At 61.0% G+C, this 15,823-nt stretch carries 9 protein-coding genes; all 9 read right to left on the reverse strand.

Annotated elements, in window-relative coordinates:
* Positions 1–14: 14 nt before the first annotated feature.
* The 9 genes from AC1RO0_RS25930 to AC1RO0_RS25970 all read right to left on the reverse strand — a co-directional run bounded on the left by AC1RO0_RS25930 (position 15) and on the right by AC1RO0_RS25970 (position 15,809).
* Positions 15–8,525, reverse strand: a complete 8,511-nt coding sequence (locus AC1RO0_RS25930; RefSeq protein WP_498595449.1) for a glycoside hydrolase family 94 protein — start codon at positions 8,523–8,525, stop codon at positions 15–17.
* 421 nt (positions 8,526–8,946) lie between these two features.
* The gene (locus tag AC1RO0_RS25935) at positions 8,947–9,630 is read right to left on the reverse strand and encodes a helix-turn-helix domain-containing protein (RefSeq protein ID WP_498595450.1); all 684 of its coding nucleotides are present in this window, start codon (positions 9,628–9,630) and stop codon (positions 8,947–8,949) included.
* A 288-nt stretch (positions 9,631–9,918) separates the two neighbouring features.
* Positions 9,919–10,077, reverse strand: coding sequence for a hypothetical protein (locus AC1RO0_RS25940; protein WP_007692368.1), 159 nt, complete (start codon positions 10,075–10,077; stop codon positions 9,919–9,921).
* Positions 10,078–10,240: 163 nt separating this feature from the next.
* Complete coding sequence (locus tag AC1RO0_RS25945) at positions 10,241–10,429, reverse strand: hypothetical protein (RefSeq protein WP_498595451.1); 189 nt, start codon at positions 10,427–10,429, stop codon at positions 10,241–10,243.
* 151 nt (positions 10,430–10,580) lie between these two features.
* On the reverse strand, positions 10,581–11,330 hold the full coding sequence (locus AC1RO0_RS25950) for an ABC transporter ATP-binding protein (protein ID WP_007692372.1): 750 nt from the start codon (positions 11,328–11,330) through the stop codon (positions 10,581–10,583).
* A complete protein-coding gene (locus AC1RO0_RS25955) occupies positions 11,327–12,160 on the reverse strand; it encodes an ABC transporter ATP-binding protein (protein ID WP_368512370.1) in 834 nt (277 codons plus the stop codon). Before AC1RO0_RS25955 ends, AC1RO0_RS25950 begins: the two co-directional genes overlap by 4 nt.
* Positions 12,157–13,083, reverse strand: coding sequence for an ABC transporter permease (locus AC1RO0_RS25960; protein ID WP_498595452.1), 927 nt, complete (start codon positions 13,081–13,083; stop codon positions 12,157–12,159). The genes AC1RO0_RS25955 and AC1RO0_RS25960 overlap by 4 nt, the downstream gene beginning before the upstream one ends.
* Positions 13,080–14,147, reverse strand: coding sequence for an ABC transporter permease (locus tag AC1RO0_RS25965; RefSeq protein ID WP_498595453.1), 1,068 nt, complete (start codon positions 14,145–14,147; stop codon positions 13,080–13,082). The genes AC1RO0_RS25960 and AC1RO0_RS25965 overlap by 4 nt, the downstream gene beginning before the upstream one ends.
* A gap of 21 nt (positions 14,148–14,168) precedes the next feature.
* Positions 14,169–15,809, reverse strand: a complete 1,641-nt coding sequence (locus AC1RO0_RS25970; RefSeq protein WP_498595454.1) for an ABC transporter substrate-binding protein — start codon at positions 15,807–15,809, stop codon at positions 14,169–14,171.
* Between the last annotated feature and the right edge of the window lie 14 nt (positions 15,810–15,823).

The following is a 15,823-nucleotide window of genomic DNA, read 5'->3' on the forward strand; positions in this document are numbered from 1 at the left end:
AGTGCACAAAAGCGTTACTGTTCGATCGGATAGCCCTCATCGGGATGGGCAATCGCCCTGTCATTCACGGTGACCGAGTATCCGCTCGCATCGGGCGCTTTTGAGACGGAAATGCGGTATTTTCCGCTCGGCAAATCGAGGTCCGCCGCAAAGCCATCCCACGTCGACGGCAGTGCCGGCTTGACGTAGAGGCGACCATTCTTGACGCGGATGCCGAGAAGGCCCTCGATCGCCACGCGATAGAACCAGCCGGCCGAGCCCGTATACCAGGTCCAGCCGCCGCGGCCGGTCAACTGTCCCTCGCCATAGACGTCGGCGGCGATGACATAGGGCTCGACGCGGTAGGTGTCGGCCTGCTCTCGATCAAGTGCGTGGTTGACCGGGTTCAACATCTCGAAGCAATGCCAGGCATCGTCGCCGCGGTTCATTTCCGCCAGCGCCATGACCACCCAGGTGGCGGCATGGGTATATTGACCGCCGTTTTCACGGACGCCCGGCGGATAGGACTTGATGTAGCCCGGATCGCGTGCCGACTTGGAGAAGGGCGGTGTGAACAACCGGATCATCTTGTTGTCGTCGTCGACCAGCTTTTCGAGAACGGCGTTCATCGCCGTCTCGCCGCGCTTGGGGTCGCCCTCGCCGGAGAGAATGTTCCACGACTGCGCGATCGAATCGATCTGGCATTCGAAATTCTCGCTGGAGCCGAGCGGGCTGCCGTCGTCGAAATAGCCACGGCGATAATGGTTGCCGTCCCAGCCCGCCGTTTCCAGCGACTTACGCAGTTCGGGCAGATGCTTGGTCCAGCGCTCGACGCGCTCCTTGTCGCCGCGCGCTTCCGCATAGGGCAAGAAGGCGGTGAGCGTGCCGGCGAGGAACCAGCCGAGCCAGACGCTTTCGCCGCGGCCCTGAATGCCGACGCGGTTCATACCGTCGTTCCAATCGCCACCGAGGATCAGCGGCAGGCCGTTGCCGCCCTTGCGCTTGATGGCAAGATCGAGTGCCAAAGCGGCATGCTCGTAAACGCTGACCTTATCCTCCGACACCGTCGGCTGGTAGAAGGCGTCGTGCGTGCCGGGCATGAGGGCAGCACCCTCGACGAAGGCAAGCTCTTCATCCAGCAGCGACTTGTCGCCCGTCACCGTGCAGTATTGGTTGATCGCATAGGCGAGCCAGACGACGTCGTCCGAAATATGCGTACGCACACCGGCGCCGCTGCCCGGCAGCCACCAATGCTGCACGTCGCCTTCGCGGAACTGACGCTGGGCCGCGTTCACGATCTGCTTGCGCGCAAGTTCCGGCGCATGCATCAGGAAGGCCAGCGTATCCTGCAACTGGTCGCGGAAGCCGAAGGCGCCCGAGGCCTGATAGAAGGCGGTGCGCGCCATGATACGGCAGCCGAGGCTCTGATAGGGAAGCCAGGCGTTGATCATGTTGTTCATCGCCTTGTCCGGCGTCGAGATCTGCAGACGGCCGGTAAAGCCGTCCCAGAAGCCTCGGGTCGCCGACAGCACAGCCTCGAAATCCGCCTTGCGGATCTCGGAGACCAATACGCGCGCCTCTTCGAGAGAGGCGGTGTCGCCCATATAGAAGCAGATATCCTTCTCTTCACCCGCACCGATGGTCAGGTCGAAGGCAAGTGCCGCGCAGGGATCGCCGTCAAGATCGTTGGAGTTGGAGAGGACGGCACCGGAGACAACCGCTTCCGGCATCTGCACCGTGCCATGACGGCCGATGAATTCGCGGCGGCTGGCCGAGAAGCTCGAATGCGCCTCGCTCGCCGCCATGAAGGCGACCCGCTTGGAATAATCGATGCTGTAGGGATTGTTGGCAAACAGCGCGCCCGTCTCCTCGTCCAGCGACGAGAGGATGAAGGGCTTGGTCTTGTGCGGATTGATGCCGAGCACCCATTCCGCATAATTGTAGAGCCGCAGCCGCCGGGTGCCCTTGCCCTTGTTGCTGACCCGCAGGCGGAAGACCTTCACGGGACGCTCACGATCGACCGTCTGCGTCAGCTCCAGCGCAATGCCGTTCTCTTCGCTCGAGAACACTGAATAGCCGAGGCCGTGGCGGGCCTCAAACTGTACTTTCGGATTGCGCGACAGGCCGGCATAGGGGGTCATGACCGCATTGCTGTCGAGATCGGTCACATAAAGCGCCTCACCCGGACGGTTGATGACCATGTCGTTGGTCCATGGGGTCAACTGATAGTCGCGCGAATTGTGGCTCCAGGTGAAACCGCCGCCTTCGGCGGGCACATGGAAACCGAAGCGCTCGTTGGTGATGACGTTGATCCACGGTTGCGGCGTCGACTGACCACCGGCAAGCCGGACGACATATTCGCGGCCGTTTTCGGCAAAGCCACCATAACCGTTCCAGAAGTCGAGGTCGGCCTGCGCTCCGAGTTCCGTGGCGACAAACACCGATTCCTGCGGCGCGAGCGCCACGGCACGACGATCGACCGGAGCCTCATCGCTCTGCGGCACAGAGCCGAACAGCGTCGCCGCGCGGGCGATCTGGTCGACCAGCTTGCCGTTGCGGGCATGGAAGACGACGCGCGAAGCGGCGAGGATCTGCTGGTAGGTCTCGTTCTCGATCAGATCCTTGCGCACTGCGAAGATGTGCTGACGCAGCCCATCCCCCTGATTGTGGCGGATATGATCCGCAAGCGCATCCAGCTGATGTTGCATCGCCTGCGCATGCTCGGCGGCGCATTCATTCAGGATCACCAGATCGGCGGCGATACCGCGCGAGCGCAGATACTCCCCGGCACTCAGCGCTTCCTTGGCGATTTCGATGTCGATTTCGTCATTGATGCGCAGCGTGAAGATCGGGAAATCACCCGAGATGGTCACCGGCCAGAGCGCCGACTGCGAATGCAGGCCGGCAAGGACGGTGGCGCTGTCGGCGCGCAGATGCATGTCGGGATAGACGAGGTAGCGGGCAAGCTTCTGGAAAGCGGCCGCCTGCTGCGAGGAAACGCCGACATGGCGCATCTGCATCTGCGTGCGCGTCCAGGCCTGCGTCAGCTCGACCCCGAAGGCATCCGGATTGCGGTAGCGGTCGACAGCCTTGTCGACCTCTTCGCGGTTCGGCGCTGCAATCGTCCAGAAGATCACGCTGACCTTCTTGCCGGCCGGCACGCGCACGACGCGGCGCAGCGACAGGCAGGCATCCATGGTGAAGCCTTGCGTGCCCGAGAGCGTCGCGCCCGGATCGAAGGCGGCGGCTTCGGCAAGCGTACGGCCACGGCCGAGGAATTTGCGGCGATCCGTCTCGAATTCGGTCGGGCGCTCCGAGCCGGCATTGTCGACGACCAGATGCGCGATCGCCATGTCCGGCTCGTTATACTCGCGCTTGTTGCGCTCGGCGCGAAGCACGTCGCCGCTGCTACCGACTTCGGTGCGAACGAACATGCGGGCGAAGACCGGATGGCCGGAATCGACGTCGTCGCTGGCAATCGCCGGTTCGAGATAGGAGGTCACTTCGATGAAGCGGTCCTCCGACCCCATGTTGAGCAAGGTGACACGGCGGCCTTCGGCATCGTTTTCGGTGGCGACGATGCATTCGACCTCACTGGTGAAGTCACCAATGGTCTTGCTGTATTCCGCCTTTTCGTCGCTGAAGGCGACCTTGACCTTTTCGCCTTCGATGCTGCGCGGCTCCGCGGTCGCCGACCACCATTGGCCGGATGCGGTATCGCGCAGGAAGATGAAAGTGCCCCAGCGGTCTTCCGTCGGATCGGGCCGCCAGCGCGACACGGACAGGCCGTTCCAGCGCGAATAGCCAGCGCCGGTCGCCGTCAGCATGACGGAGTAATGGCCGTTGGAGAGGAAAGCGAGTTCGCGATCCTGTGTGGACGGATCGGCGATCTTACGGATCTCCGGACGCAGCATGTCTTCCTGGATATTGGCCGGCTGGTCGCTCTCGTGCTTGGCGGCCATGACCGGGATATCGCGCGGCGCCTTTTCCTGCAGCAGCAGTTCTGCCGCTTCGATCACCGGATCGGCGTGGAAGAGTTCGCGCAGACGGCCGTTGAAGGCGACGTTGGCAATAGCTGCAATCGACATGCCATGGTGGTGGGCATAGTAGTTGAAGACCACCGCGCATTTCTTGCCTTCGGGAACGCGGGTGGGCGTGAAGTCGACGGCATCATGGAAGCCGTAGATCCCGAGAGCGCCGACCTTGCGCAGCTTCTGCAGGTTTTCGAGCGCCGCTTCCGGCCGGTACTGGCTGGCGAGGATCGAGGCATAGGGCGCGATGACGGCATTCTGGCCGAGGCCACGCTTCAGGCCGAGCGAGGGCACGCCGAAGTTGGTGTACTGATATTGCATCTGATGGTCGCGGGCGTTGAAGGCCGCTTCCGAAATGCCCCAGGGAATGCCGGCGCCAAGACGCTTGGCATAGTTCATCTGTTCCTGGACAATCAGATTGTTGGTCTGGTTGAGAATACCGCCCTGACGCTCCTGCATGACGAGCGGCGGCATCAGATATTCGAACATCGACCCGGACCAGGAGACAAGCGCACCGCGCGAGCCCACCGGCACGACCTGACGGCCGAGACGATACCAATGCTCCGTCGGCAGGTCGCCCTTGGCGATGGCGAACAGGCTGGTGAGACGGGCTTCCGACGCCAGCAAATCGTAGCAGGCGGCATCGAGCTCGTTGGTTTCCACGCGGAAGCCAATGGAGAGCAGGCGCCGTTCCGGACGATAGAGGAAGGCGAATTCCATGCCGAAGGCGGTTTCGCGCATGCGGTCGCGCAGCTTTGCCAGACGCTGGCGCAATGCATCGACATTGGCGAGATCGAAGACGCTGTCGGCAATATGGCCTTCGCAGACCTTCACCAGCGATTGCGACCAGGTGAGCACCTCGCCGCTTTGCGGCGACTTGACCTCGTGGTCGAGGTTGGCGGCAAGCTTCTCGATGTCATGCGCCAGGACCGAAAGGTTGATGATGCGGATCGAGGCGAACTCATGCTCGCGCTTGACCGCGGCCAGCGCATTCTGGAAGCCGACGATGCGCTCTTCCAGGCGATGACGCAGCGGGCGCACGGTCTTGCGGTCATCCGGAAGCTCGGCGAGTATTTCGCCAAGGATGCCGGCGACATCGCCGATGCCGTCGAGATTGCCCTGCATATGCGCGGAAGGGGCTTCCGCCCAGATACGGCAGGCCGAGGACACGGCGATCAGGTGACCGGCGAAATTGCCGCTGTCGACCGCCGAGACATAGCGCGCGCCCATCGGCTTCAGCGTGTCCGTATGATACCAGTTGCAGAGATGGCCGCGGAACTTTTCGAGCTTCTCGACCGTCGCCATGGTCTTTTCCATGCGATCGATGGTTTCCTCGAAGGAAATCCAGCCGAAATGGCGGGCCGAGATAATCGAGAGGAAGTAGACGCCGATATTGGTCGGCGATGTGCGCGAAGCCACGACCGGATGCGGCGTCTGCTGCACGTTGTCCGGCGGCAGGTGGTTTTGCTGCTCGACCACGAAAGTATCGAAATAGCGCCAGGTGCGCCGCGCGATCTTGCGCAGCTCCAACGAGACGCTCTCCGGCACTTCGAGCTTGTCCTCGGTTTCCGCCGTTTGGCTGACATACCAGGCGATCGCCGGCGACAGCACCCAGAGCAGTGCAAAGGGAATGCCGACGAGGAAGGCATTGTCGCCCGACAGCGACGCGAAGGCGAGCGCCAGCAGCGCCAGCACCGGCGCATGCCACATGACGCGGTAGTGGCCGAGAATGGTGGTCTGCGCCGCGGCCTGGGCACTGGCGGCGGTGCGCCATTGCAGCATCAGCTTGCGGCTGACGAAGGCGCGATAGAGCGAACGGCCGATGGCATCGGCCATGATGCAGGCGCCGTCGGCGATGAAGACGATGCGCAACGCCACTTGCGCGTTAGCGGCGCGAATATCCGTCCAGACCGTATAGAGATGGGCGCGGGCGACGATATCGCTGGTGCGCGGAATGATGCCGTTGATCAAGGAGAGCGTCGGCGCAACGAACAGGCAGAAAATCAGTAGGATCTGCCAGATCAGGGCAGCGAACGGCCCCATGAAGTACCAGCCGAGAACCGAGGCGAAGAACCAGGCGATTGGCGTCAGCGAACGACGCAGATTGTCCATCATCTTCCAGCGACCGAGACCGGTCACGCCGCGCTTCGGATTGAAGATATAGGGGAGGAGCTGCCAGTCGCCGCGAGCCCAGCGATGCTGGCGCGAGACTTCCACTTCATAGCGGATCGGGAAGTCTTCAACGAGCTCGCAGTCAGTCACCAGCGCGCAGCGCGCCATCGAACCTTCGAGCAGATCGTGGCTGAGAACAGCGTTTTCATCGATCTTGCCCTTCAGTGAGGCCTCGAAAGCATCGATATGATAGAGGCCCTTGCCGGTGAACGTGCCTTCCTCGACCAGATCCTGATAGACGTCGGACACGGCGAAGACGTAGGGGTCGAGGCCGCGATTGACGGAGAAAACGCGCTGGAACACCGAGGCGTCCTTGCCCGTCGTCAGCGACGGGGTGACGCGCGGCTGCAAGACGCCATAGCCGCGAACGACACGCTTGGTCTCGGGATCGAAGACCGGCCGGTTGATCGGATGATGCAGCTTGCCGACGAGCTTCGTGACCGTATCGCGCACCAGGCGCGTATCGGAATCGAGCGTCATGACGTATTTCACGTCCTTCGGCACGGTATTGGCACCAGGCAGGAAGGTGGTATCGCGGTCGCCGCGCAGGAGCAGGTTCAGCTCGTGCAGCTTGCCGCGCTTGCGCTCCCAGCCCATCCAGGATCCCTCAGCCGGGTTGTAGAGGCGGCGGCGATGCAGGAGATAGAAGCGCTGCTGGCCATCCTCGGCGTAGCGGGCCGCAAGATTGGCGACTTCGCGGCGGGCATAATCGAGGATTTCCAGATCGCGTTCGCTCTCTTCCTCCTGGCTGTCCGGCCAGTCGCTGAGCAGCGCGTAGTAGACTTCGCCGCGCGGATTGGCGAGGTAATGAACCTCGAGATTGCGCACGAGCTCATCGACGCTGTCCCGGTTGCCGATCAGCGTCGGCACGACGACCAGCGTGCGGGCCTCTTCCGGAATGCCTTCCTTGAACTCATAGCCGACGAGGCGCGCCGGCGTCAGGTACATGGTGACAAAGAAGTTGAACAGGCCCGTCGCCCCTTCGGACGCCGGCAGCGAGAACATCAGCAGCATGAGAATGGTTTCAGCCCAGCCCATGCCGGCCTGGATCATGAAATAGCCGACGGCAGCCAGTGCAAGGGCTGTCAAAAACATCACGGGCGCTGCGATCGCCAGCCAGTTGAGCTTGCGCCACTGTCGCACGAAGCGTGCGGACAGGAAGGGGCGATAGCCGATCGCCTTTTCCAGCTTTTCCGTCTGCTGGCCCATGATGTAGTCGCCGATATTCGGCTCTTGCGGCTGTGGTTCGCCGGAAGCCTTGGCCGCTTCCGTCATCGCCATGGCGACCTGGGCGATCTCCATCTCGGTCTTCTTGGAGCGACGGGCGAGCTTTTCGATGCGGCGGCGATAGCTGTTGCGCGAACCGGGATCGAGCTTGGCGTAATCGGTCTCGTCCCAGAGCAGCTTGTCAACCGCGCTCACCTCTTCGACCCAGACCGACCAGTCGGTGTCGTCGATCAGGCGCAGGCTCTTGATGATGTTGCCCATCGTCACATTGCCGGACGACAGCCGGTTATGCTCGGCCATCATGACGCTTTCGGCGTCCGTGCCGGCATCCGCCATGCGCTTTTCCATCCAGGTGACGGCGAGACCCGAGGTGTGCGAGCCGTCACGAAGACGATAGAGGAACTGCGTCGCGAAGGTATTGTCCGACGTATAGGGTTCCAGCGTCTTCAGGAATTCCGCGACCTTGGTGTCGTCATTGAGGCGGATCAGCTCGTCGACGGCCTCGTTGGCCTTCTTGCGCGTGATGCGGCTCTGTTCGACGCGGCTGGAGATGCGGCGCAGATTGTCGACCAGGATATAGCGCACGAGCGACGGAACAGCCCAGAGCTCGCCGATCTTCAGCATCTCAACAGACTGGAAACCCTCTACCAGCGCCAGCAGACCCTGGTTGGACACGGTGCTGTGCGTATGGGCAACATAGAGCCAGGCGAGCGCCATGGTACGCGGCATGACCATGCCGCCAATGGTGATCGTCTGGAGCTGCTCGTAGAACTTCTTCGGGAAATCGCGGCGGACTTCCTGGATCGCCTCTTCGATGACGTAATGGTTGTCGAGCAGCCATTCGGCGGCCGGCGTGATCGATTCGCCTGCGTCGACATCGGCATTCGCCGAACGATAGACCCGCAAGATCTCCTTCTCGTTCTCCTTGTGACGCGCAAAGAAGTCGAAAGGCGCAAAGCCCGGCAGCGTCGTTTTGGCGCCGTTGCGGGCGAAGGTCGCGCCGCATTCGCGTATCTGCTCGTTGGAGAAATAGGTCGCCCGGATCGAATCGTTGTGATCGATCTGCTTGGCTTCAGAATCGCGTAGCGAAACAGTGGAGAGGTTTTGAGTCGTCATGGATTCGGGTTCTGGGTCCAAACAGAGTGATAGGCATTATCGCCGTCGATGTTTTTGTCCTGCCCGTCACAACCATTCACACATTTGGACCCTTTTGCTTCGCTTCCCGGCGCGCGAAGGGGGTGAATTCGAGGTGGCGGCTTAGAACAAACGATTCAGGCGAAGATTTTCATGGGCTCTTCTTCGGGCTCGTGGCGATTTTACGCCACCATTCGAAACAGGCTTCCCATGAAACTTGAGACGCGGCCGGATGGTTCCGACAGCAGTCCCGGTGTGTCAAAAACAATCGATCAGAGTCACGAGGCATTCTCCTTGGGCTGACTTCTTGCAAACAGGAATCAGGGTATTTCAGACTGAGCCCTCCATATCCCGCGGAAGATGAACTTAAACTGAACTCCCTCAAAAGATTCGCAAATTCGTCTCAAGGGCCGCTTTTCTCCGGATAGGAAATAATCGACAGGAAACGGATCGGCAGACTGACCAGCACTTCCGGGCCATGCGGCGCATCGGCATCGAAGAACAGGCTGTCACCGGGCAGCATGGCATAGAGCTTGTCGGCATGGCGATATTTGACCTCGCCTTCCAGCATATAGATCAATTCCAGCCCCGCGTGCTGAAACGCCGGGAAAACATCCGAATCGGCCGTCAGGGTAATGAGATAGGGCTCGACCTGCAGGCCGTTCGACCCGTTGCCGATATGACCGAGCAGATTGTACTGATGACCGGCGCGCGTACCCCGTCGCTCCATCTCTAGCCCCTCGCCGGCCTTGACGAAGACGGCATTGCGCTTCTCTTCAAATCGCCGGAAGAATGCGGTGACGGGCACGCCGAGCGCCCGCGCCAGGGACTGCAGCGTCGTCAGCGACGGCGAGGTGTTGCCGTTTTCGATCTTGGAGAGCATGCCGAGCGATATGCCCGTGGCCGAGGCAAGATCCGCGCCGGTGATGCCGAGCTTCTTGCGATAGGCGCGAACCTCATGGCCGATCGCCATTTCGAGGTTGTTCTCCTTCGCGTCGCGCAGCGCGTGCGGATCCTGTTTCAGAATTGCCTTCGCATCGTGAGCACCACTCCGTCTGCTGCCGCGCCCAGCCTCCACCTTCGTCATGCCTCCGCCCCAATCTATTTTTGTATTTTGGCGGAGCTTACTGTTTTAACGAAGCGCATTCTATTGGGCAGGGCAAAATTTCTTTGCCCGGCAAAGTTCTGGTCATCTACAGGAAGAAGAATTGTTGTGGGAGCGGATTGAATTTGAAAGAAGGCGGATCGAACCGCCGGTCATAGCCGGTCGGACCCGAGCCTCGGCCCGATGAAATACTATCGTCCCTGGGGACAGAAGAGAGAAGAACTCTTCAGTACGATCGGTCAGACCCGATCGCATCACCCTCGACAGAAATCAGACCACGATGCCGCAAACGATGGCCGCAACGAAAATGAACGCGGCGGAGCACAGCGCAACGTTGATCGCGGTGTGGATCTTGTGCCGCGTCGCGGCAGCACGCTTCGAAGCATCGAACCGGTTCACATGCGTATTCGACATACCCAAATTCGCCATGTGTTGCCTCCGTTGATTTTTTATTGTCGCAGGGACGAGCCCATGCCTGACATTTATATAGTCTCTATCAATTAGGTAGAGATAATTTTCCGTCCAGAGGGCCGCGAGGGAAAAAATAAACCACTGGGTTCAGGTGGGGCTCGATAGTCGGCGGAGCAGAAGCTCAGCAGAGAATGCGGCGAGCCCAGATCAAGGTGCGCTCGACGGCGCTTGTTTCAGAGGCCGAAGCCTCGGTTTGACCGATCAGATGACGGTTCTTTTCTTCCGGCAGAGTGACGGTCAAGACGTCCTCTTCCTTCTCCGGAATCGGCGGATGAAGATAGCCCATGGTCATGCCACCCATGAAAAACATGCCTGCCTCCACTCGTGTACGACCCGGTGAGGATCACGAAAGTTAACCGTCATTAACAACATCATGACAGAAATGCGGCAGGTGTCAATAGTCTATACGATTGGTCGTCTTTTGAACGGATATCGACTAAAAACAAAATGATTACAAATGTTTAATCGCGAACAAACCCTTTGCTCGCGATCATCAGATTGCGCGTATAGTCTTCTTCGACCTTGCCGGCGGCCAGATCTTTCGCACTCAGCCGCTCGACGATGGCGCCGTTCTGCATGACCACCAGGCGCTCGCACATATGGGTGACGACGCCGAGATCGTGGCTGACCATGACGAATGTCAGATGGCGATCCCTGCGCACCTGCTCCAGCAGATTGAGCACTTCCGCCTGCACGGAGGCATCCAGCGCCGAGGTCGGCTCATCAAGCAGCAGAATGGACGGCTCGACGATCAGGGCGCGGGCGATTGCCACGCGTTGGCGCTGGCCGCCGGAAAGCTGATGCGGATAACGAAACCGGAAGCCGGTGCCGAGACCGACTTCGTCGAGCGCTCTGGCAATCCGCGTCTCGCTGTCGCCGATGCCATGGATCGCCAGCGGCTCCAGCAGCAACCGGTCGATGGTCTGGCGCGGATGCAGCGAACCGTAGGGGTCCTGAAATACCATCTGGACTTGCCGATAGAACGACTTGGCGCGCTTCGAGCCCTTCAGTGCCGCGCCGTCGATGCGGATCGTGCCGCCGCTGACCGGCGCCAGACCCGCGACGGCCCGCAGCAAGGTGGACTTGCCGGAACCGGACTCGCCGACGAGGCCGAAGGATTCGCCGCGGTTCACATCGATGCTCACCGCATCCAGGGCATAGTAACCGTCATAGACAACGCTGAGGCCGTCAACTGCAAGCGCCGCCGTCATGCCGCCCACTCCGGCTTGCGATCGAGAACCGGCAACGGATGGCGGTTCTCGCCGATCACGGGCATGCAGTTCAAGAGGCCGCGCGTATAGGGATGCTGCGCATTGTTAAGCTCGGAGGCTTTCAGTTCCTCGACGATCTTGCCGGCATACATGACAATCACTCGGTCACAGAAGGAGGAGACCAGCCGCAGATCGTGCGACACGAAAATCAGCCCCATGCCGCGCTCCGACACCAGTTTGTCCATGATTCGGAGCACATCGAGCTGCACGGTAACGTCCAGCGCCGAGGTCGGCTCGTCGGCGATCAGCAGTTCCGGCCCGGCGATCAGCATCATCGCAATCATCACGCGCTGGCCCATGCCACCGGAAACTTCATGCGGATGTAGGTCGTAGACACGCCTGGGATCGCGGATTTGCACGGCCTCCAGCATGGCCAAGGCGCGGTCGCGCGCTTCTCCCCTGCCGACCTTTTCGTGCGTGCGCAACGTCTCGGTGATCTGCTTGCCGATGGGCATCACCGGGTCCAGCGAATATTTCGGATCCTGCAGCACCATGGCGATGCGCTTGCCGCGCAGCGACCGGCGCTCCTTGGCTGAGATCGACAACAAATCGATGCCGCTGAAATTCAGCCTGTCGGCGCTGACGAGCGCGTGCGGCGGTGTCAGCCCCATGATGGCGCGACCGGTCTGCGATTTGCCGGAGCCGCTCTCACCAACGATGCCGAGCCGCTCGCGACCGAGCGTGAAGGAGACGCCGCGCACCGCCTCGATGACGCCAGTGCGAGTGGGATAACGAACTCTGAGGTTCTCGACCGTCAGCATCGTCGTCATTGGCCGCTCTCCTTCGGATCAAGCGCATCGCGCAACCCGTCGCCGAGCAGGTTGAAGCCGAGGCTGACGATCAGGATGGCGATACCGGGCATAGCCGCCACCCACCATTGGTCGAGATAATATTTGAAGCCGCTGGCGATCATCACGCCCCATTCTGGTAGTGGCGGCTGCGCGCCAAGGCCGAGAAATCCGAGGCCGGCGGCCGTCAGGATGACGCCGGCCATGTCGAGCGTGACGCGCACGATCAACGAGGAAATGCAGAGCGGCATGACATGGCGGAAGATGATGCGCAGCGGCGAGGCGCCCATCAGCTGCACGGCGGCAATATAGTCCGAGCGCCGCACGGTCATCGTCTCGGCCCGCGCCAGACGCGCATAGGGCGGCCAGGAGGTGATGGCGATGGCGATGATGGCGTTTTCGATGCCCGCCCCGAGCGCTCCGGCGAAGGCGAGCGCCAACACCAGTTTCGGGAAGGCGAGGAAGATGTCGGTGATCCGCATCAGCACGGTATCGACCCAGCCGCCCAGATAACCGGCGACCATGCCGATGATCAGCCCGATCGGCGCAGAGATGATCGCGACCAGCACGACGATATAGAGCGTCCATCGCGACCCGTAGATCAACCGCGAGAGAATATCGCGGCCGAGATCGTCAGTGCCGAGCAGATAGCTCCCGGTTCCCGGCGGCTGCAGATAGGCGTTGGTGAGATCGCCGATAACGGGCGAATGCGGGGCGAGGACATCGGCAAGGGCGGCGATCAGCACCAGCGCGAAGATGATCAGCAGCCCGACGACAGCCAGGTGATTGGCGGAGAACTGCCGCCAGGTGACGTAGGCTCGCCCGAGCCTTGCCTGCCGGCGCGACTGCGGCCGGTCCGACAGCAGCCAGTCACGCCAGCTAATTTGCGTGGTCCCAGCCGTCATTTACGTCGCGTCCTTGGATCGAGGGTCCGATACAGCAGATCGGACAGCAGGTTGATGCCGATGAAAACCGTGCCGATAACGATGGTGCCGCCGAGCACGGCGTTCATGTCGGCATTGCGCAGCGAGCTGGTGATATAAAAGCCGATGCCCGGCCAGGAGAAGACAATCTCCGTCAGCACCGATCCCTCCAGCAAGGAGGCATAGGAGAGCGCGATCACCGTGATCAGCGGCACGGCGGCGCTGCGCAGCGCATGTCCCCAGATCACCCCCGTCTCGGATAGGCCTTTGGCGCGGGCAGCAACGATATATTCCTGGCCCAGTTCGTTCAGCATGAAGCTGCGCGTCATGCGGCTGATATAGGCAAGCGACAGATAGCCGAGCAGCGAAGCGGGCAGGATGATGTGGCGGAACACATCCCAGAACACGTCCCATTGCCCCTGCATGGCGCTGTCCAGCAGATAGAAGCCGGTAACTGGCGTGAAGGTATATTCGTAGGCAATGTCGATGCGGCCGGGATAGGCCACCCAGCGCAGCTGCGCATAAAAGATGACGAGCGTCACCATCGCCAGCCAGAAGACCGGCACCGAATAGCCGACGAGACCGATGACGCGGACGATCTGGTCGATGAAACTGTTGCGGCGCACGGCAGCGAGCACGCCGAAGGGAACCCCGATAACCGCGCCAATGATCGTGCCGACGGTCGCAAGCTCCATGGTCGCGGGAAAGACGCGGCGGATATCGTCCATCACCGGATTGGTCGTCAGCACCGAGGTGCCGAAATCGCCGGTGAGCGCGCTCACCAGATAAAAGTAGAACTGCTGATAGAGCGGTTGGTCGAGATGCATTTCGCGGCGCAGGCGTTCGATCACCTGCGCGGGCGCATGGTCGCCGGCAATCGCCAGCGCCGGATCGATCGGGATCACCCGTCCGATGAAGAAGGTGACGGCCAGAAGGCCGAGATAGGTCGTGACGGCGACGACCAGGAAGCGCAAGACGCCCATTAGAATGGGCGCGGTACGGCCCTTCTTGGGCCGCACCTCCATTTTCCGTTCGACGGTGCTCAAAGAACTAATCCTTCCGGATTACTACTTCGAGATCTGCCATACGAAATTCGTGTCGAAGCTTGGACCGAGCTTGAAATCCTTCACGTCCTTGCGATAGCCGGCCACTTCCGTCTGCTGATAGAGGAAGATGAAGGGGCTGGCTTCCAGGTACTTCTTCTGGATATCCTGATACATGGCGGCGCGCTTGGCGGTATCGATCTCGAACAGGGCGGCCTTTGTTTCCTTGTCGAGTTCCGGCGTCGTCCAGGTATTGCGCCAGGCAAGCGTCTTGTTGGTGCCGGCGTCGGAGTTGTCAGGATTGTTCGTGAAGGTATCGGCGTTGGAATGGGGATCCCAATAGTCGTTGCCCCACTGGCCGTAATAGATGTCGTGATTGCGGGCGCGATATTTGGTCAGCTTCTGCTTGCCGTCGCCGGGGATGATTTCCACCTTGATGCCAGCCTGACCGAGCGTCTGCTGGATCGTGGTGGCGATGCCGGTATCCGGCTCGATGCTGCGAGCGTCCATGGTCACGGAGAAGCCGTCCGGCAGGCCGGCCTTGGCCAGCAATTCCTTCGCCTTGGCGACATCCAGCTTGAACGGATTTTCGTCCAGCGCGCCGAGCAGGCCCTGCGGCTCGAAGGTCTGGTGGATTTCGCCGATACCCTTGATCAACGTCTTGCCGATGGCATCATAGTCGATCAGGTATTTGAACGCCTGCTGCACTTCCGGCTTGGCAAGGTTCGGGTTCTTCTGGTTGAGGCTGATGTAATAGATCGTGCCCTTCGGCGCGCTGGTCGAGGCAAGCTGCGCGTTCTTCTCGACGGCAGCGAGATCGTTCGGCGACAGGTTGCGGGCGATGTCGATATCGCCGTTCTCCAGCGCCAGGCGCTGGGCCGAGCTTTCCTTCATGAAGCGGTAGATGACGCGGGCAAGCTTCGGCTTGTCGCCGTAGTAATTTTCATTGCGCTCGAGAACCACGGCCTCATTGGCGCGCCATTCGCGCAGCTTGAACGGGCCGGAGCCGGCGAAGCCGGTCTTCAGCCAGCTATTGCCGAAGTCGTTGTCATACTTGAAGTCGGCCGTCGGCGTCGCCGGCTTGACGTGTTGCAGAACCAGCTTCTTGTCGACCACATTCGCGACGGTGGCCGTCAGGCAGTTCAGCACGAAGCTCGGTGCGTAAGGCTTATCGACGGTGAAGACGAAAGTGTTCGGATCGGTTGCCTTGGCCTTTTCCGTCACGTTGTCGCCGGTGAGGCCGAACTGGCTGAGAATGAAGGCCGGGCTCTTGTCGAGCTTGATGACACGCTCGAAGGACCATGCAACATCCTCGGCGGTGATCGGATTGCCGGAGGCGAATTTCAGGCCGGGCTTCAGCTTGAACGTATAGGTCAGATGATCGTCGGAAACCGACCAGCTCTCGGCAAGATCGCCCTGGATCTTGGAGGTATCCTTGATATCGAGGCGGACGAGCAGGCTGTAGGTGTTGCCGGTGATTTCGGCGGTGGAGAGCTCGTAGGCCTCAGCCGGGTCCATGCTGAGGATGTCGTCGAAGGCAAAGCCCTCGACCAGCGTGTCCTTCGGCGTTTCGGCAAAGGCGCTCGGCGCAGCCATCAGCAAAATCGAGAGAGCCGCGCCGGCCGAAAGGGCGCGGAAGCTGCGGTTCATCCTGGTGATCATCATGTTTTCGTTCCCTT

The organism is Rhizobium sp. GW821-FHT14E12, from assembly GCF_058803745.1.